Below are 17517 nucleotides of genomic sequence, written 5' to 3' on the forward strand. Positions count from 1 at the left end.
ACCACGATGAGCGTTCGCTACGAATCCAGGATCGACCTTGAGGCGATCACCGCAATCGACATGCACGTGCATGTCGAGGTCGATGATTGCGGGCACAAGGCCATGCCGGAGGACCTCTTCGAGGCCTCGGCCGCGTACTTCAAGTCCGAGGACCGCACCCCTTCGGTGGACCGCATCGCGCAGGTGTACCGCGACGCGAAGATGGCGGCGGTGCTGTTCACCGTCGACGCGCGCACCGCGCTGGGCCACGAGCCGAACTCCATTGACGACCTGGTGGCCGGGGCCGCGCGCAACAACGACGTGCTGATCCCCTTCGGCTCTGTCGACCCGCGCACCGGCCCGGCCGCGATCACCGAGGCGCGCCGCCAGGCGGACGAGCTCGGGGTGCGCGGCTTCAAGTTCCATCCCTCGCTGCAGGGATTTGACCCCTCCTCCCAGGAGTTCTACCCGCTGTGGGAGGTGCTCCAGGAACTGGGTCTGCCGTGCATCTTCCACACCGGGCAGAACGGCATGGGCGCCGGGCTTCCCGGCGGGCGAGGCATCAAGCTGCGCTACTCCAACCCGCTGCTGCTCGACGACGTGGCCGCGGACTTCCCGGGGCTGACCATCATCATGGCCCACCCCTCGGTGCCGTGGCAGGACGAGGCCAACTCGATCGCCACGCACAAGGCGAACGTGTTCATCGACCTTTCGGGCTGGAGCCCGAAGTACTTCCCGGCATCGCTGGTGAAGATGAGCAACAACGTGCTCTCGACCAAGGTGCTCTTCGGCACCGATTACCCGTTGATCACCCCGGCAAAGTGGCTCGGAGCCTTCGCCGAGCTGCCGTTGAAGGACGAGGTTCGCCCGCTGATCTTGAAGGAGAACGCGGTGCGGGTGTTGGGACTGGGCAAGTCATGACCGATTTCTACCCCAGTGACCAGTACGGCTTCGCCCGGCTGCTGTCCGACGCCGAACGGGCGGCGCTGCTGCGCCTGCGCGCCGTGCTTGATACGCACGTGCGTCCGGTGCTCGCCGATCATTGGGAGCGCGGGGAATTCCCCGAATCCATCGTCGCCCCGCTGATCGAGCTGGACATGATGCGCCCGGCCGAGGTGCTGGCCGCCGGCGAACAGGTTCGCGGCCTCTTCGGGGGCTTTAGGAACTTCGAGCTGGCCCGGGTGGACGCCTCGGTGGTCACCTTCTACAACGCCCAGTCCGGGCTGTTCCGCACCACGGTGAACCTGGGCGGCAGTCCGGAGCAGGCCGCGGAGCTGGATCCGCGCATCGCCTCCTACGAATACAAGGGCGTCTTCGCGCTCACCGAACCGGACCATGGATCGGACATCGCCGGGGGACTGGCCACCACTGCCACATTCACCGACGACGGCCGGGGAGGGCACTGGGTGATCAACGGAGCCAAGCGCTGGATCGGCGGAGCGGCCCAGGCGGACGTGCTGGCCGTCTTCGCCCGCGACACCGCGGACGGAAAGGTCAAGTGCTTCCTGGTTCCCACCGATGCCCCCGGGTTGAAGCTGAGCAAGATCGAGCGCAAGACCAGCCTGCGGATCATGCAGAACGCCGACATCGAATTGGTTGACGTCAGGGTTCCGGAGACGGCGCGGCTGGCGAACATCAACTCTTTCGCCGACGTCGCGGCGTGCCTGCGCAACATGCGCTCGGACGTCGCCTGGATCGCCGCAGGCGCGGCGGCCGGCGCCTACGAGGCAGCGCTGAAATACGTCACCGAACGCCACCAGTTCGGCAAGCCGCTGGCGTCCTTCCAATTGATCCAGGAAAAGCTCGCCACGATGCTCACCAACGTGACAGCCTCCCTGGCCATGGTCACCAGCCTGACCCAGGCCCAGGACGAGGGCATCTACAAGGATGAGAACTCGGCCATGGCCAAGATGTTCACCGCGCGCATGCTGCGCGAGACCGCTGCCCTGGCGCGGGAGGTCTGCGGGGGCAACGGCATCGTGCTTGACTACGATGTCGCCCGTTTCCACGCCGACGCCGAGGCCATCTATTCCTACGAGGGCACCGACGAGATCAACGCGTTGATCCTCGGCCGGGCCATCACCGGCATCGGGGCCTTCCGCTAGGCCAGGGCCCCGGCACCGCCAAAATCCCTACCAAACACGTCAATACCAACCACGTAATTAAAAGGAGTACCCATCATGGGCCAGACAGTTCTTTCCTACGAACAGCTCGCAACCGCCGCCGGCACCGACCTGGGGTACAGCGACTTCCGCACCGTCACCCAGGACCAGGTCAACACGTTTGCCGACGCGACCGACGACCACCAGTGGATCCACACCGATCCGGAAAAGGCCAAGGACGGCCCCTTCGGCGGTCCGATCGCCCACGGCTACCTGTCCCTGAGCCTGCAGATCGCCTTCTGGTCCGAGCTTTTCGACGTCACCGGGGTCTCCACCCGCGTGAACTACGGCCTGGACAAGGTCCGCTTCCCCTCGCCGGTGCCCGTCGGTGCACAGATCCGCATGAAGGCTCAGATTTCCGAGGTTGAAGAGGTCAAGGGCGGCTACCAGATCGCCGTCGACCAGGTCGTCGAGGTCGAGGGCGCCCCGAAGCCGGCCGTGGTGTCCCGCGGCATCTACCGCTTCTACGCCTAGCCGTCGTTCCGGGCACGCCGCGCGGCGGCTGGCCCGGTGCGGCTGACCCAGGTGGGCGCGGGAAGCCCCGCGCCCACCGTGGCGCCCCCCTTGTGCCCGAAATTGCACAGCCCCCACACTTGAACACACCTCGGCAGCGCCATCGAAACAGCGGTGGATGGAAGGAGAAACGCTCATGTTGAACCAAGGACTTGGAAGCTGGATCCACAAACGCCGCGTGAAGTCGCACGGACAAACGGCCGTCATCGACGGCGCGGTGACGCTGCGCTACGAAGAGCTGGCCGAGCGCATCGACAGGCTGGCCAACGCGCTCGCGGGTGCGGGGATCGGGCGCGGGGACCGCGTGGCCTACCTGGGCAACAACCATCCCGCCTTCCTCGAGACGCTCTTTGCCTGCGGCAGCCTCGGCGCGATATTTGTTCCGGTCAACACCAGGCTGGCACCGCGCGAGGTGGCCTTTGCCCTGCAGGATTCCGGAACCAGCCTGCTGGTCAACGCCCGCCAGTTGGAGTCCCTGGCCGCGGCGGCCACCGAGATCGCCCCCGTCGCCGCGCGGCTCGTCGTGGAGGAGAACCCCGAGACCGTGGGGTCCTACGAGGCGGCCATCCGCTCGGCTTCGGCGGAACACCGGGACGAGCCGGTCGCGCTTGAGGACACCGCCATCATCCTCTACACCTCCGGCACCACCGGGAACCCCAAGGGCGCGATCCTGACCCACGGGAACATGACGTGGAATTCGCTGAACGTGCTGGTCGACTACGACGTCACCAGTACCCAGGTGGCGTTGATGATCGCACCGATGTTCCACGTCGCTTCCCTGGGGATGGGCGCGCTGCCCACCCTGCTCAAGGGCGGAACCCTGGTCCTGCAGGACCGCTTCGAGCCCTCGGCTGTGCTGGCGGCCATCGAGCACTACGGCGTCACCGCGCTCTCCGGGGTGCCGACCACCTACCAAATGCTCGCCGAGCACCCCGCGTGGGAAGCCACCGATCTTTCCTCGATCCGCATGCTCACCTGCGGCGGATCCGCCGTCCCGATGCGGGTGCTTGAGGCCTACGAGGCCCGCGGGCTGTCCTTTTCCGGGGGCTACGGCATGACGGAAACCGCCCCGGGGGCCACGTCGCTGCAGCCCGAGTACTCCCGCGAAAAGGCCGGATCGGCCGGTCTTGCGCACTTCTTCACCGGCATTCGCGTCGTCGACGCCCTGGGGGAGGACCTTCCCGCCCACGAGGTCGGGGAAATCCTGATCGAGGGCCCCAACGTGATCCCCGGCTATTGGAACCAGGAGGACGCCACGGCGTCCTCCTTCCAGGACGGGACGTGGTTCAAGTCCGGCGACATGGGGTACCTGGACGACCAGGGTTTCCTCTTCATCGCGGACCGCCTGAAGGACATGATCATTTCCGGCGGGGAAAACGTCTACCCGGCCCAGGTCGAGCAGGCCATCATGGAATTGCCCGCGGTGGCCTCCGTGGCGGTGATCGGCGTTCCGGACGAGAAATGGGGCGAGGCCGTGCATGCGGTCATCGTTCCCGCGGAGGGACAGCACGTCACGCGCGAGGACATCGCCGCCCACCTCGACGGGAAGCTTGCCCGCTACAAGATCCCGCGCACCATCGAGGTCGTTGCGGACCTGCCGCGCACGGCCAGCGGAAAGATCCGCAAGACCGACCTGCGCGAGAACCACCGCAAGAGCACCCTGGCCTGAGCCCGGGGCAAGACTACGGAGGCGGGGAAAGGCGCAAGCGTGTCTTCCCCCGCCTCCGGCGTTTCCCGGCTGCGGGGCGAACGGCCACCTGCCTTCCTGCCCGCTGGCACTGGCCCCGCAGCCCATGTGCCAAGGCCGACCAGAGCATTCAATGAACAATTATTGATTTACTCAATGGTTTGGTTTAGGTTGTAGATATGGCCTGTGGCGAGGGTCACACATCGCAAATGAAGCCGGGGTTTCTTGGCCCCCGGACTAGCAAGGAGAACTCATGAAGAAGCGTCTTTCCACGCTCATCGCAGGCGCATCGATTGCCGCGCTGGCGCTGACCGGTTGCGGCCAGGGCTCGCTTTCCGGCTCGGCCGCGTCCGACAGCGAGTCGGCGGGCGCCTCGGGCGACGGCGCGTTGACGAAGGTGGTCGTCGGGGTCTTGCCCATCGCCCCGTCCGTGGCGGTGAAGTACGGAATCGACAAGGGGATTTTCGAAAAGCACGGGCTGGACGTGGAATTCACGACCAGTTCGGCTGGTGCCGCGATGCTGCCCGCTGTCTCCACCGGGGACCTGAACTTTGCCGTCGGCAACCCGCTCTCCGTGCTGACCGCCGTGGACAAGGGCCTGGACATGAAAATCGTCTCCGGCTACTCGGATTCCAAGGCCGAGGGCGATGACATCAACGGCGTGGTCGTGCGCGCCGACTCGGGAATCAAGGACTTTGCCGGCCTGGCAGGCAAGACCACCTCGGTCAATGCACTGAAGACGCAAGGCGACCTGACCATCATGGAATCAGCCACGATCGACGGCGGGGACGCGGGCGCCCTGAAATTCTCGGAGATGCCGTTCCCGGACATGGAAGCCCAGCTCGACCGCGGCAATATGGACGCCGTCTGGCTCCCGGAGCCGTTCCTGTCCAAGGCCCTGGCCAACCCGGACAACGAACTGCTTGGCTACCCGAACCAGAAGGCCATCCCGGGCTTGCCGACCATGGTCAGCTTCACCAGCGGCAAGTACGCCCAGGAAAACCCCGAGGTCGTCGCCGACTTCAAGGCCGCAATGACCGAAACCTTGGCAGCGGCCGAGGGCGACCAGGCCGGCGCCAAGGCCATGTTGCCGGAATTCATGAAGATGGACGCCAAGGTGGCCGAAAACCTGAAGATGGAAACCTGGGACGGCGCCGTGCCCAGCGACCAGCTGGCCAAGCTCGCCGAACTCGCAGCCAAGCTCGAATTCCTCTCCAAGGCCCCGGACGTCGAGGCCATGACCGTCAAGTAGCCGCCGCGCCCCCGGGCGCGACATGCAGCAACCGGCGTGCGGCGCGGAGGGGGCACTCCCCGCGCCGCACGCCCAACGATCCATGGCGGGGCATCCCGCCGCACCCACCGTCAAGGCACGATGAGGATTCATGAGAAACAAACTTGCACTCGCAATGGCCGCACTGGGGATCCTGGCCCTGGGCGCCTGCGGTTCGGGGTCGCCCAGCGGCCAGACCGCCTCCACGGCTGCGGATGGCGGAGCCGGCCTGGAGAAGATCACCGTCGGAGTCATCCCGATCGTGGACACCGCGCCGATCTTCTTGGGCGACTCCAAGGGCTTCTTCGAAGCCGAGGGCCTGGACCTGGACATCCAGACCGCCACCGGCGGCTCGGCCATCGTGCCGGGGATCCAATCAGGAAGCTACGACTTCGCCTTCTCCAACTACGTCTCGCTCATGGTCGCCAATGACAAGGGCCTGAGCATGAAGGTCGTTGCCAACGGCGTGACCACCTCCGGGAACGAGGACGGGGACTTCGGTGCCGTGGTGGTCCCGAAGGACTCGCCCATCAAGAGTCCGAAGGACCTGGCAGGCAAGAAGGTCTCGGTGAACAACCTTTCCAACATCGGAGACATCACCGTTTCGCAGGTCGTCAAGGACGACGGCGGGGATCCGAGCACCGTTGACTTCGTCGAGGTTCCGTTCCCCGAGGCCCCGGCGGCCCTGGAAAACGGCATAGTGGATGCCGCCTGGATCCTCGATCCCTTCCTGGTCCAGGCCAAGGGCGACGGCGCGCGGGTCGTGAGCAACAACTTCTCCGACTTCGATGCGGAACTGGACATCGCCGGCTACTTCACCTCCACGGACAAGGTCGCCGCCGAACCCGAGCTGACGGCCAAGTTCCAGCGCGCCATGAACAAGTCGCTGGAATACGCGAACGAGAACCCGCAGGAGGTCCGCGACATCGTGGGCACCTACACCAAGATCGACGAGGAAACCCGCGCCAAGCTGGTGCTGCCGCGCTACCGCGTGGACATCAACAAGGACGCAGCACAGAAGCTCGGCGACGCGACCCGGGAATTCGGGGCCATTTCCAAGCCCGTTGACCTCGAGACCCTGTTGCCATGACCCATACGACCGAACCATCGACGCGCGCCGCGGTGAAGGCCAAGGCCTCCCGCGCGCCGTCCAAGGGTCTGCCGAAGTGGGTGTTGGGTCTGGTGGGCATCGTGGTGTTCCTGGGGTTCTGGGAGCTGATGCCGGCACTGGGCGTGGTGCAGGCCAAGTACCTGCCGCCGGCTTCCGAGGTCATCGCGGCGCTGGTGACGGACCTGGGTTTGACGGCGTTCTGGGTGGCCGTGGGTGACACCATGGCCGCCTGGGCGATCGGGTTGGCGATTGCGGTGGTGGCCGCGCTGGTGTTGGGCCTGGTGATCGGGATGTCCCCGTTTTTGCGCCGCTTCACCAACTCGTCCATCGAGTTTTTGCGTCCGATCCCGTCGGTGGCGCTAATCCCGCTGGCGGTGCTGCTCTTTGGCATCAAGATCGAGTCCTCGCTGCTGTTGATCGTTTACGCCTGCTTCTGGCAGGTTCTCATCCAGGTGCTCTACGGGGTGGCGGACGTGGACAACGTGGCGATGCAGACTGCGCGGTCCTACGGCTTCTCCTACGCGCAGCGGGTGCGGGACGTTGTGTTCCCCACGATGCTGCCGTACCTGATGACGGGTATCCGATTGGCCGCTTCGGTGGCGCTGATCCTGGCGATCACCGCGGAGTTGCTGATCGGGTCCCCGGGGCTGGGCAAGGAGATTGCCTTGGCGCAGTCCGGCGGCGCGATCTCGGGGATGTATGCGTTGATCCTGGCCACCGGGTTCCTGGGTGTGGGCATCAACGCGGTGACGCGGGTGGTGGAGAAGCGGGTGCTGTCCTGGCACCCGTCGGTTCGCGGGGAGGCGACGGTATGAAAACCCTGAAATCCTTCGGCTACCTGTTGGGGTTGCCGCTTATCCTGTTGGCCTGGTGGTGGCTGGCGACCTCTGGGGAGCCTAACTTCTTCGTGCCCACCCCGGCGAAGCTTCTGACGACGTTCGTGGAGACCTGGTTCGGGGAGCGGATGCTCACCGACGTGCTACCCAGCATCATGCGCCTTCTCGTCGGCGTGCTGGCCGCGATCGTACTGGGCATTGTGCTGGGGCTGGCCGTGGGCCTGAACCGCACGCTGCGTGCGGTGACCGAGCCGGTGTTCGAGTTCTTCCGCGCGCTGCCGCCCCCGGTGCTGGTGCCGGTGCTGATGCTGCTGGTGGGCATCAACGACGGGATGAAGATCGCCGTGATCATTTCCGGCTGCGTCTGGCCGGTGCTGCTGAACACCATCGAGGGCGTGCGTTCCATCGACCCGGTGCAGAACGAGACCTCGCGGTCCTACGGGATCACCGGGTTCTCCCGGATCCGCTACCAGATCCTGCCTTCGGCGACCCCGACGATCATGGCCGGCGTGCGCCAGGCGCTGTCCATCGGGTTGATCCTGATGGTCATCTCCGAGATGTTTGCCTCGTCCTCCGGCCTGGGGTTCACCATCGTGCAGTTCCAGCGGTCCTTCGCGGTCCCGGAAATGTGGTCCGGCATCGTGGTGCTGGGGCTGATCGGCGTGGCCCTGTCCTTCATATTCCAATGGGTCCAGCGGCGCGTGCTGCGCTGGTACCACGGCCTGAAAGAGGTTGAAAATGCTGTCTAACAATCCCACGTCCCACCAAGGCGGGCGGACCCTGCCCGAGGGGCAGGCACTGCTGTCGGTCCGCGGACTGAAGAAGGTCTATCACACCGATGCCGGGGACATCGAGGCGGTGCGGAACCTGACCTTTGATTTGGGCCGCGGCGAGCTGGTTTGCCTGGTCGGTCCCTCGGGCTCGGGCAAGACGACGCTGCTCAAGTGCATTGCCGGGCTGTTGGGCACCACCGAGGGCGAGGTGCTGCTGGACGGGCAAAAGGTCACCGGGCCGCCGAAGAAGATGGCGGTGGTGTTCCAGGAATACGGCCGCTCCCTCTTCCCCTGGCTGCGGGTGGCCGAGAACGTCGAGTTGCCGCTGAAAAACGCCGGGGTTCCCAAGGAGGAACGCAAGCGCCTGGTGGCCGAAGCGCTGGAGGCGGTGGGCCTGGCGCACGTGCCCAAGTCCTACCCGTGGCAGCTCTCCGGCGGCATGCAGCAGCGCGTGGCGATCGCCCGCGCCGTGGCCTACCAGCCCGAGGTGCTGTTGATGGACGAGCCCTTCGCCGCGGTGGACGCGCAGACCCGTGCGGACCTGGAGGACCTGATCCGCAGTGTCTGGAAGAAGCTGGGCGTCACGGTCCTGTTCGTCACCCACGACATCGACGAGTCGATCTACCTGGGGGAGCGGGTGATCATCCTGTCCTCCTCCCCGACGATCGTGCAGGAGGACATCATGATCGACCTTCCGGCCGAGCGGGACCAGCTGGAGACCCGGTCGCTGCCGCGCTTCACCGAGCTGCGCCACCACGTGTATGCGGAGATCCAGAAGGCCAAGCAGGGGCACCGCCCCGAGGAAGCCATCACCATGACCGCCAAGTAGCGCCTTGGTCGACCAACGAGGCAGGGCCGCCGACTCCCGAGGGAGCCGGCGGCCCTGCGTCCGTAACCGGCCTACTTCCCGTAGGAGGTGCGCCATCCGCCCTGGTATTCGGCCCGGGCCACGTTCGAGTACGGCACCGGGCTGACCACCACGCGGGCCTCGAACTGGCGGTGCTCCTCGACGGTGGTCTTCTTCGTCCCGCCGTCGGGCTCGCCCCAGACCACCCGCAGCTCGGTGCCCTCCGGAACATCCGGATCGACCACGGCCAGGGACAGGCCGCGGCGCTCATTGGAGCTGTAGCCGGTGAACATGGACAGGCCCACGGTCTTGCCGTCGGCATCGATGACGCGGTCGTAGTTCGAGGATCCGTAGTTGGCCAGCGGCAGGTCGAAGTACTTGTAGGGGAGGGCGTCCGGATCGAGCATGGAGGTCAGGATGGTGCCCAGGTCCTCCGCGTTCCAGGCCAAGGTGACCTTCTTGCGCTGGGTGGCCGGATCGATCTTCTCCAGTGCCTCGCGGCCGATGAAGTCGTGGTCGAATTTCACGAAGGACCCGTATCCGAGCTCCCAGGGCGTGTGGTAATAATCCTCGATGTCCGCCGAGTCGAAGCTGCCGGCCACGGCGTTGGTGGCCTCGTAGCTGTCGGCTCCCAGCCATTCGCGGTATGGGCGCAGCTCTTCACCGGTGTAGATTCCCGGCAAGGGAGAAGGAATCCACCCGGATTCCAGGGTGTTCGAGGGATAGGCCCGCGCCCCGACCGGCATCATGCCGAACTCCGCACCGGCTTCCAGCACCGCCTCGCGGATCAGGTCGTAGGACTCGTACGGACCCCAGATCTCCAGCCCGGGCGCCCCTGCCATCCCGTGGCGCAGCGTGCGTACTTTTTGGCCGGCGATGGTCATGGTGTCCATGGAAAAGAAGCGCTGCTTTTCCAGCGGCTCCCCGTTCAGCTTCTCGATGATGTTCCAGGCCTGTGGACCCTGGATCTGGAATCGCCAGTACGTGCGTCGCACCGGCTTGCCCATGGGCCGGGAGGGCGAGCGGCGATCCACCTCGATCTGCACGTCGTACCCGCCGGTCTCGGACTGGAAGAGCAACCAGTTGGCGGCCGGCGCCCGGCCCACATAGACGTATTCGTCCTGCTCCTCGTGGAACAGGATGCCGTCGCCGATGACGTGGCCTGCGGGAGTCGTGGGTACATATTGCTTGGCTCGGTTCACCGGGAAGTTGGAAACGCTGTTGATGGCGGTGTCGGAGATCAGCTTCAGGGCGTCGGGGCCCTTGATGAAGAGATTGTCCATATGGTGGGTCTGGTCGTAGAGCACGGCGGTTTCCCGCCAGGCCCGCTGTTCGGTGCGCCAGTTCGAGAACTCCGGGGCCACGACCGGATAGACGTAGGCACCAAGCTGGGAATTGCGCAACAGCTCGACGGTGTTTCCGGCGGCATCCAGGACGTCTTGTAGGTTCTTGGGTGACATGCGAGAAGGCTTCCTTTCCTTGGGGGAGCGGTGCCCGCAACGACGGGGTCCGCCCTGGAACTCGAAGGCGCAGCCTACCGGCCGCTACCCTGACCCTAAGCCACCCAACTCACTAAGTCGATAGCTATTCACGCGAAAATCAGGCCGCGCCCGCCCGACGGTGATCGAGGTGAGGGTCCACAAGTTGGCGAGGCGCAAAAGATTAGTTCCAAACTCTCCCCAAATCACTATCAAAATAGGTAGTATGCGACGTACATCACTCGTCATTCGGGGAGACCCCCGAGAATCCTGGAGACCAGCATGAAAAAGATCAAGGGGGCCCTGGCCCTGCTTGCGGCATTGAGCCTGGCCGCCTGCGGCAGCGGATCGCCGTCGAGCGGCCCGGCCGAATCGTCCACGGGGGCGGCGACTGGCAGTGGTGCGGCCACCGCGCTGGAACAGATCGAGGTTGGCGTGATCCCGATCGTCGACGTTGCCCCGATCTACCTTGGGGTCAAGGAGGGGCTCTTTGAAAAGGAAGGCCTAGACGTCAAGCTGACCCTGGCCCAAGGCGGAGCGGCCATCGTCCCGGCCATCACGAGCAAGCAGATGGACTTCGGCTTCTCGAACGTCACCTCCATGATCGTGGCCCGTTCAAAGAACCTGCCGCTGAAGATGGTGGCACCCGGGGGCAGCTCCACCGGCGACACCAAGGCGGACTTTGCCGCGGTGATGACCAAGCCGGACAGCGGCATCAAGGACATCAAGGACCTGGTGGGAAAGAAGGTCGCCGTGAACACCCTGAACAACATTTCCGACTCCACCATCAGCGAGGCCGTGAAGCTGGCCGGCGGAGACTACACGAAGGTTCAGTTCGTGGAGATGGGCTTCCCCGACATGGCGGCACAGCTCGCTGCCGGCAACGTCGATGCGATGGCGGCGGTCGAACCCTTCGTGACCATCTCCGAGGCAGACGGAAACGTTCCGGTCTTCTCCAACTACGCCGAGCCGGTCGATGACCTGACCGTCGCCGTCTACTTCACCTCGGATGAGTACATCGAGGAGAATCCCGAAACGGCGGCCAAGTTTGCCCGGGCCATGATTGCCTCGCAGAAGTTCGCCGATGAGAACCCGGATAAGGCTAAGGCGGTTCTTCCCGACTACACCTCGCTGGAACCGGACGTGATTGAGAAGCTCACGATGCCCCGCTTCTACACCGAGGTGAATGAGGCTTCCATTGAGAAGATTGCCGAGATCTCGCTGGACCGCGGGCTCATCGAGCAGGTCCCGGATCTTGCGGCACTGCTGCCTGCCAAGTAGCACGCAGATGACATGACGGCGGTGGCCCGCCGGGAATGAGATTTCCCGGCGGGCCACCGTTGTCGCATGTTGTTGGGCGTCAGCGATGTGCGGCGACCCAGTCCGCGGTCGTCTCGATGCCGCCGAAGGTGTAGAAATGTAGCTTGATCTGTCCGTGCAGCGTCGGGACATGGTCCCGGGCCAGGTCCGCGACGAAGCGCTCGGGCCCGGCGGTTCCCAGCAGGTTCCCCAGGGAGAATCCGTAGCGCTTGGCTATCCCCGCGGAGGAGGCGACGCCGAACCTCCGGGCGTAGCCCAGCAGCCGCTTGATGCCCGCCGGCCCGGGGACGCCGATGCGCACCGGCAGTGTGATTCCTCGGCCGCGCAGCTCGGCCAGCCACTCCAGCACCGGCAGGGTGTCGAACCCGAACTGGGTGATGATCTCGCCCTCCAGCCCCTGTTCCCGGAGCGAGGCGGCCTTGGCCTCGAGCGCTGCCCACAGGGGACCTTCCGCAATGTCGGAATGGCCGCCGGGATACCCGGCGATCGACACCTTTTCCACCCCGGCTGCCTCGAGCCGGCCGGAGGTGATCAGCGCGAGCGCATCGGGGTAGGGGCCCATGGGTTCGGCGGGATCACCGCCGACGGCGAAGACGTGTTTGGCTGCCCCGACCCGGGCCAGTGCCTCGAGAAAACCGTCGAGGTCGCCGGCGGAGGAGATCCTGCGGGCGGAAACATGCGGCACGGGGTGGTGCCCGGCCTGTTTGACGGCCGCGGCGGCCGCCACGCGCATCTCAAGGTCCTCGTTGCCCAGGAACGTGACGTTGACCGGGGTGCCGGGCGGCAGCGTGGGTGCCGCGGCCCGGAGCTCGGGCACGTCCTTGCCGGTCATTTCCAGGGAGAACCCTGCCAAAAGGTCGGCGGCGGCGAACGTGGATCCGGGATGGTCGGTGGTCATGGGGATTTGCCCTTTCCGTGCCCCTGTGGGGCGGATCGGCGTCATTGCCTATGCCCATAGGTATATCCCGGAATCCGGGTGCTGTCCATGGCCGCCGGGTGCCGGCGGCCCGCCTGCGCGCCCGGCGCGGGCCGTTGGCCGGGCCGGGTCCGCGGCGGACATTGGCGGCGTTCAGGCGTTGAGCCGGTCGACCAGTTTCAGGCCGCGCCGCGCCCAGGCGATTTCGGCCTCGGCTTGAGACATGAGCCCTTCGTAGGTGAAAATCTTGTACGCGATCGTCTTGTCGCGGTCGGCTTTCGGGGTGTTGGCCAGACGGCGATTGAGCATGGCGCTGCTGCCGTCCTCGATTTCCCTGACCTTTTCGCGCCACTGGGCCAGCAGTCCGGTGTGGTGCTCGATGTGGGCCCGCAGCTGCTCCCTGGCGGCTGCGGGGTCCGCCCATTCCAGGTAGGCGGCCTTCAGGTGGGCCGGATCACGGGTACGCGCATATTCCAGCGGGGTGTCCATCCACGCCCTGAATGCAGCCTTTCCGGCAGTGGTGACGTGGTACTGGCGCTTCTTGCCGCGCGGCCCCCACGGGATCTCCTCACCCTCGAGCAACCCCTCGGCCTCCATCCGCTTGAGCTCCGGATAGATCTGCGAATCCGGCGCGTGCCACACATGGCCCACCGAGGATTCGAACTGCTTGTGCAGGTCGTAGCCGGTCATCGGCTCCACGACGAGCAGGGCGAACAGGGCATTGCGAAGGCTCATGGCGACTTTCTTCGGAGGCGGGTGTTGCAAATCACTATATCGACAGTTAGTCTTTGACCAACACCACTAACTATGTCGATAGGTAGTTTAGCTGCCGTATCGAAAGGAAATCCGCCATGACCGTCGTCTCCCAGACCAGTTCCACCACCAACAAGGTCCTGCCACACCCTCTGAACGCGTGGTACGTGGCCGGCTGGGACCACGAGGTCACCCGCAAGCCGATGTCCCGCCGCATCGCCAACCGTCCGGTGGCCCTGTACCGCACCGAGGACGGGAAGGCCGTCGCCCTGGCCGACGCCTGCTGGCACCGCCTGGCCCCGCTGTCGAAGGGCAAGACCGTGGGCAAGGACGGGATCCAGTGCCCGTACCATGGGATCGTCTACAACTCGGCCGGCCGCTGCGTCTCGATGCCCGCCCAGGAAACCATCAACCCCTCGGCCACCGTTCCCTCCTTCCCGGTCGTGGAGCGCTACCGTTACGTGTGGATCTGGATGGGCGACCCGACACTGGCCGACCCGGACCTGGTACCCGACATGCACCAGATGTCCAGCGACGAGTGGGCGGGGGACGGGCTCACCATCCACGCGGCCTGCAACTTCCAGCTGGTGCTGGACAACCTCATGGACCTCACCCACGAGGAATTCGTGCATTCCTCCACGATCGGGCAGGAGGAGCTGAGTGAATCGGACTTCGTCACCGTCCGCGAGGGCAACAAGGTCACGGTCACCCGCTGGATGCGCAATATCGACGCCCCGCCGTTCTGGGCGAAGAACATGCGCGACAAATTCCCCGACTTCGAAGGCAAGGTCGACCGCTGGCAAATCATCAACTTCGAGGCCCCCTCGACCATCAACATTGACGTGGGCGTGGCCAAGGCCGGCACCGGGGCCCCGGAGGGCGACCGCAGCCAGGGCGTCAACGGATTCGTCATGAACACCATCACGCCGGAGACCGACCGCTCCTCCCACTACTTCTGGGCCTTCATGCGCAATTACCGCCTGGACAGCCAGCTGATCACCACCCAGCTGCGCGACGGCGTCCACGGGGTATTCGGCGAGGACGAGGAAATGCTCATGGCCCAGCAGGCAGCCATCGACGCCAACCCGGACTACGAGTTCTACAACCTGAACATCGATTCGGGCGGCATGTGGGTGCGCCGCATCCTCGAGGCGATGCTGGCCGCCGAGGGACGCCTGGCCGTCTCCGCCTAGGGGTGGACGGACTACGAAGGGATACGGACAAGGACCATGGCAGCAACAAACATTGAAACCTGGCAATCGGCCACCGTCGAACAGGTGGTTCCGGTCGCCGACGGCATTGCACGCATCGTGCTCATACCCTCCCTGCCGCTGAAGGCCGAGCCGGGCTCGCACGTGGACCTGATGGTTCAGGTCAACGGGGAGGCGGCCAAGCGCTCCTACTCGGTGGTCGAATCCAGCGACGACGGCACCCGTCTGGTGATCAGCGTGATGAAGGCCCCGCTCTCGCGCGGCGGCTCGATCTTCATGCACTCGCTGGTTCCCGGGCAGCAACTGGAAATCACCCAGCCGCTGCAGAACTTCCCGCTGCGCGTCGGCGCGCGGCGCTACATCCTGCTCGCCGGTGGCATCGGCATCACCGCGATCGCCAACATGGCCGCGGTGCTCAGGCGGCTGAATGCCGACTACACCGTGGTGTACGTGGGCCGAACCCGCAGCGCGATGGCCTACCTGGCCGAATTGTCCGAACTGCACGGGGAACGGCTGCAGCTGCACGTCGACGACGAGGGCAGCCCGCTGAGGGTCCCCGAGCTGGTGGGCCGCGCCGATGCGGACACCGAACTGTACATGTGCGGGCCCATCCGGCTGATGGATGCGGTGCGCCGCAACTGGGCCGAGCGCGAACTGGATTTGCCGAACCTGCGCTACGAGACCTTCGGCAACAGCGGCTGGTACGACCCCGAGGAATTCATTGTGCGCGTCCCCAAGCTTGACCTGGAGGTCGTGGTCCCGCAGGGCCGCTCGATGCTCGAGGCCCTCGAGGACGCCGGGGCGGAAATGATGTACGACTGCCGCAAGGGCGAATGCGGACTTTGCGAGGTGCGCATCACCGCGCTCTCCGGGGCCATCGACCACCGCGACGTGTTCTACTCCGAACGCCAGCAGCGGCTCTCCACCAAGATGAATTGCTGCGTCTCGCGCGCCGTCACCTCCGCCACCGGCGCCCGCTCCGACGCGGCCCACGCGGGCCCGGCCATCATCACCATCGAGCCGAACTGAGCGCCGCACCCGGGGCGCCGCACCCGGCGTCCGGCACGGGCGCGGGTTGCCCGGCCGAACAGGGCAAAATGAAGGCAGACATCGTGAAAGGAACGGCCGTGGCCCAGACCCCAACCCCGCCGGTACTCGACTTCGTGGCAACCATCGACGTCGAGGTCAGCCCGACCATCGACATCGGCACCACCGCCCAGGGCATCCGCCGGGTGGCCCCGATCCGCGGCGGGACGGTGGCCGGCCCGGGCCTGTCCGGGAAGGTGCTCGATGCCGGGGCCGACTTCCAGCGCTACCCGGCGCCCGATCTCGCGTTCCTGGAGGCCAACTACGTCCTGGAGCTGGACGACGGCCAGCGGATCCTGGTGGAAAACCGGGCTATGCGCTCGGCGGACCCCGCCGACCTGGAACGCATGATGGCCGGCGAAACCGTCGATCCCTCCCGCGTCTACTTCCGCTGCGTGCCTGGCCTCTCGGCCGACGACTCCGGGCCGCACGCCTGGATGAACCGCACGCTGTTCCTGGGCGTCGGCGAGCGCCTGGCGACCGGCGTACGCATCGACGTATTCCGCGTGCGGTAGCCGGTCCCCGCCGGCGGCGGAGTCCGGGAGGTGTGCCTCCGCTACCCTTGAACAAAGCCCGAAGCCCGAGGAGAACCGCCGTGTCCTGCTGCCACCCCGCCGACCGTCCGCGTCCTGCCACAGCGGGAGCCGCTGCCCCCGCCGTGGACCCGGCCGTGCCCTCCGGCATGCTCGACGACGGCCCGCGGACGGTGCAGGAGGTGGCGCTGGCCGGCGGGCGCTTTGCCATGGGGGATGCCTTCGACGAGGGCTACGCGCAGGACGGCGAGGTCCCGGTGCACGCCGTTCGGCTTTCCCCCTTCGCGATCGATGCCACCACGGTGACCAACGCCGAGTTCGCCCGGTTCGTGGAGGCCACCGGGTACCTGACCGAGTCGGAGGTTTACGGGTTCTCCGCGGTGTTCCACCTGCTGGTCAGGGCGCCGAAGCGGGATATCGTGGGCAGCGCCGAGGGCGCCGGCTGGTGGCTCACGGTGCGCGGGGCCGACTGGGCCCATCCGCACGGGGCCGAATCCAGCTGGCGGGACGCCGCCGACCATCCGGTGGTCCAGGTCTCGTGGAACGACGCGCAGGCCTACTGCGCCTGGGCGGGCCGGTCCCTGCCCACCGAGGCCCAATGGGAATACGCTGCCCGCGGCGGTCTCGAATCCCGGCGCTACCCGTGGGGCGACGAGCTGCACGGGCCGGACGGGGAACACCTGTGCAACATCTGGCAAGGCGAATTCCCCACGCGCAACACGCTCGGTGACGGTTTCCTGGGCACTGCCCCTGTCACGTCCTTTCCGCCCAACGGCTTCGGGCTGCACGAAGTCAGCGGCAACGTGTGGGAATGGTGCGCCGACTGGTTCCTGCCCAAGTACTACCGCAATTCGCCCGACGCCGACCCGGCCGGGCCCAGCATCGGGCGCGGCCGGGTCATGCGTGGCGGGTCCTTCCTCTGCCACGACTCCTATTGCAATCGCTACCGGCTTTCGGCGCGCACCTCCAACAGCGCGGACTCGGCCAGCAGCAACACCGGCTTCCGCACCGTCGCCCGCACGGGCTGACGGGCGGAAGCCGG

General features: G+C 66.1%; 17 protein-coding genes. 14 read left to right on the forward strand and 3 right to left on the reverse strand.

Annotation, left to right across the window (positions count from 1 at the left end; genetic code table 11):
* Positions 1–6: 6 nt before the first annotated feature.
* From Q2T94_RS09470 to Q2T94_RS09510, 9 genes are all read left to right on the forward strand, one after another.
* Complete coding sequence (locus Q2T94_RS09470) at positions 7–900, forward strand: amidohydrolase family protein (protein WP_302263859.1); 894 nt, start codon at positions 7–9, stop codon at positions 898–900.
* The gene (locus Q2T94_RS09475) at positions 897–2084 is read left to right on the forward strand and encodes an acyl-CoA dehydrogenase family protein (protein ID WP_302263861.1); all 1188 of its coding nucleotides are present in this window, start codon (positions 897–899) and stop codon (positions 2082–2084) included. The genes Q2T94_RS09470 and Q2T94_RS09475 overlap by 4 nt, the downstream gene beginning before the upstream one ends.
* 75 nt (positions 2085–2159) lie before the next feature.
* Positions 2160–2615, forward strand: coding sequence for a MaoC family dehydratase (locus tag Q2T94_RS09480; protein ID WP_302263863.1), 456 nt, complete (start codon positions 2160–2162; stop codon positions 2613–2615).
* A 175-nt stretch (positions 2616–2790) separates the two neighbouring features.
* Positions 2791–4323: an acyl-CoA synthetase gene (locus Q2T94_RS09485; protein ID WP_302263864.1), complete on the forward strand. Its 1533-nt coding sequence runs from the start codon at positions 2791–2793 to the stop codon at positions 4321–4323.
* Positions 4324–4594: 271 nt separating this feature from the next.
* The gene (locus tag Q2T94_RS09490; RefSeq protein WP_302263865.1) at positions 4595–5593 is read left to right on the forward strand and encodes an ABC transporter substrate-binding protein; all 999 of its coding nucleotides are present in this window, start codon (positions 4595–4597) and stop codon (positions 5591–5593) included.
* Between the two features lie 130 nt (positions 5594–5723).
* On the forward strand, positions 5724–6701 hold the full coding sequence (locus Q2T94_RS09495; RefSeq protein WP_302263867.1) for an ABC transporter substrate-binding protein: 978 nt from the start codon (positions 5724–5726) through the stop codon (positions 6699–6701).
* Positions 6698–7537 carry an ABC transporter permease gene (locus Q2T94_RS09500; RefSeq protein WP_302263869.1) on the forward strand — a complete coding sequence of 280 codons (840 nt, stop codon included), beginning with the start codon at positions 6698–6700 and terminating at the stop codon, positions 7535–7537. The genes Q2T94_RS09495 and Q2T94_RS09500 overlap by 4 nt, the downstream gene beginning before the upstream one ends.
* Positions 7534–8307, forward strand: a complete 774-nt coding sequence (locus tag Q2T94_RS09505; protein ID WP_264268660.1) for an ABC transporter permease — start codon at positions 7534–7536, stop codon at positions 8305–8307. Before Q2T94_RS09500 ends, Q2T94_RS09505 begins: the two co-directional genes overlap by 4 nt.
* Complete coding sequence (locus Q2T94_RS09510; protein ID WP_302263871.1) at positions 8297–9160, forward strand: ABC transporter ATP-binding protein; 864 nt, start codon at positions 8297–8299, stop codon at positions 9158–9160. The genes Q2T94_RS09505 and Q2T94_RS09510 overlap by 11 nt, the downstream gene beginning before the upstream one ends.
* Before the next feature lie 71 nt (positions 9161–9231).
* On the opposite strand, the gene ligM is transcribed toward Q2T94_RS09510, so the two are convergent.
* Positions 9232–10638, reverse strand: a complete 1407-nt coding sequence (gene ligM / locus Q2T94_RS09515) for a vanillate/3-O-methylgallate O-demethylase (RefSeq protein ID WP_302263873.1) — start codon at positions 10636–10638, stop codon at positions 9232–9234.
* A 300-nt stretch (positions 10639–10938) separates the two neighbouring features.
* On the opposite strand from ligM, the gene Q2T94_RS09520 reads away from it, so the two are divergent.
* Entirely contained in the window at positions 10939–11937 is a 999-nt protein-coding gene (locus tag Q2T94_RS09520; RefSeq protein WP_302263874.1) for an ABC transporter substrate-binding protein, read from the forward strand.
* Between the two features lie 79 nt (positions 11938–12016).
* On the opposite strand, the gene Q2T94_RS09525 is transcribed toward Q2T94_RS09520, so the two are convergent.
* Positions 12017–12874, reverse strand: coding sequence for a methylenetetrahydrofolate reductase (locus Q2T94_RS09525; protein WP_302263876.1), 858 nt, complete (start codon positions 12872–12874; stop codon positions 12017–12019).
* Between the two features lie 171 nt (positions 12875–13045).
* The gene (locus Q2T94_RS09530) at positions 13046–13627 is read right to left on the reverse strand and encodes a PadR family transcriptional regulator (RefSeq protein ID WP_302263878.1); all 582 of its coding nucleotides are present in this window, start codon (positions 13625–13627) and stop codon (positions 13046–13048) included.
* Positions 13628–13743: 116 nt separating this feature from the next.
* On the opposite strand from Q2T94_RS09530, the gene Q2T94_RS09535 reads away from it, so the two are divergent.
* The 4 genes from Q2T94_RS09535 to Q2T94_RS09550 all read left to right on the forward strand — a co-directional run bounded on the left by Q2T94_RS09535 (position 13744) and on the right by Q2T94_RS09550 (position 17503).
* Positions 13744–14838 (forward strand): Rieske 2Fe-2S domain-containing protein, encoded by a 1095-nt coding sequence (locus Q2T94_RS09535; protein WP_302263880.1) that lies wholly within the window; start codon positions 13744–13746, stop codon positions 14836–14838.
* 36 nt (positions 14839–14874) lie between these two features.
* Positions 14875–15885, forward strand: a complete 1011-nt coding sequence (locus Q2T94_RS09540) for a PDR/VanB family oxidoreductase (RefSeq protein ID WP_302263882.1) — start codon at positions 14875–14877, stop codon at positions 15883–15885.
* Positions 15886–15983: 98 nt separating this feature from the next.
* Positions 15984–16457 carry a DUF3237 family protein gene (locus tag Q2T94_RS09545; protein WP_302263884.1) on the forward strand — a complete coding sequence of 158 codons (474 nt, stop codon included), beginning with the start codon at positions 15984–15986 and terminating at the stop codon, positions 16455–16457.
* Between the two features lie 167 nt (positions 16458–16624).
* On the forward strand, positions 16625–17503 hold the full coding sequence (locus Q2T94_RS09550; protein ID WP_302266395.1) for a formylglycine-generating enzyme family protein: 879 nt from the start codon (positions 16625–16627) through the stop codon (positions 17501–17503).
* Positions 17504–17517 lie beyond the last annotated feature (14 nt).

This window comes from Paeniglutamicibacter sulfureus (assembly GCF_030512175.1).
Classification (GTDB): domain Bacteria; phylum Actinomycetota; class Actinomycetes; order Actinomycetales; family Micrococcaceae; genus Paeniglutamicibacter; species Paeniglutamicibacter sulfureus.

Coding starts and splice junctions, on each gene's coding strand:
- Q2T94_RS09470 (WP_302263859.1), top strand. CDS start 7: ATGAGCGTTCGCTACGAATCCAGGATCGACCTTGAGGCGATCACCGCA.
- Q2T94_RS09475 (WP_302263861.1), top strand. CDS start 897: ATGACCGATTTCTACCCCAGTGACCAGTACGGCTTCGCCCGGCTGCTG.
- Q2T94_RS09480 (WP_302263863.1), top strand. CDS start 2,160: ATGGGCCAGACAGTTCTTTCCTACGAACAGCTCGCAACCGCCGCCGGC.
- Q2T94_RS09485 (WP_302263864.1), top strand. CDS start 2,791: ATGTTGAACCAAGGACTTGGAAGCTGGATCCACAAACGCCGCGTGAAG.
- Q2T94_RS09490 (WP_302263865.1), top strand. CDS start 4,595: ATGAAGAAGCGTCTTTCCACGCTCATCGCAGGCGCATCGATTGCCGCG.
- Q2T94_RS09495 (WP_302263867.1), top strand. CDS start 5,724: ATGAGAAACAAACTTGCACTCGCAATGGCCGCACTGGGGATCCTGGCC.
- Q2T94_RS09500 (WP_302263869.1), top strand. CDS start 6,698: ATGACCCATACGACCGAACCATCGACGCGCGCCGCGGTGAAGGCCAAG.
- Q2T94_RS09505 (WP_264268660.1), top strand. CDS start 7,534: ATGAAAACCCTGAAATCCTTCGGCTACCTGTTGGGGTTGCCGCTTATC.
- Q2T94_RS09510 (WP_302263871.1), top strand. CDS start 8,297: ATGCTGTCTAACAATCCCACGTCCCACCAAGGCGGGCGGACCCTGCCC.
- ligM (WP_302263873.1), bottom strand. CDS start 10,638: ATGTCACCCAAGAACCTACAAGACGTCCTGGATGCCGCCGGAAACACC.
- Q2T94_RS09520 (WP_302263874.1), top strand. CDS start 10,939: ATGAAAAAGATCAAGGGGGCCCTGGCCCTGCTTGCGGCATTGAGCCTG.
- Q2T94_RS09525 (WP_302263876.1), bottom strand. CDS start 12,874: ATGACCACCGACCATCCCGGATCCACGTTCGCCGCCGCCGACCTTTTG.
- Q2T94_RS09530 (WP_302263878.1), bottom strand. CDS start 13,627: ATGAGCCTTCGCAATGCCCTGTTCGCCCTGCTCGTCGTGGAGCCGATG.
- Q2T94_RS09535 (WP_302263880.1), top strand. CDS start 13,744: ATGACCGTCGTCTCCCAGACCAGTTCCACCACCAACAAGGTCCTGCCA.
- Q2T94_RS09540 (WP_302263882.1), top strand. CDS start 14,875: ATGGCAGCAACAAACATTGAAACCTGGCAATCGGCCACCGTCGAACAG.
- Q2T94_RS09550 (WP_302266395.1), top strand. CDS start 16,625: ATGCTCGACGACGGCCCGCGGACGGTGCAGGAGGTGGCGCTGGCCGGC.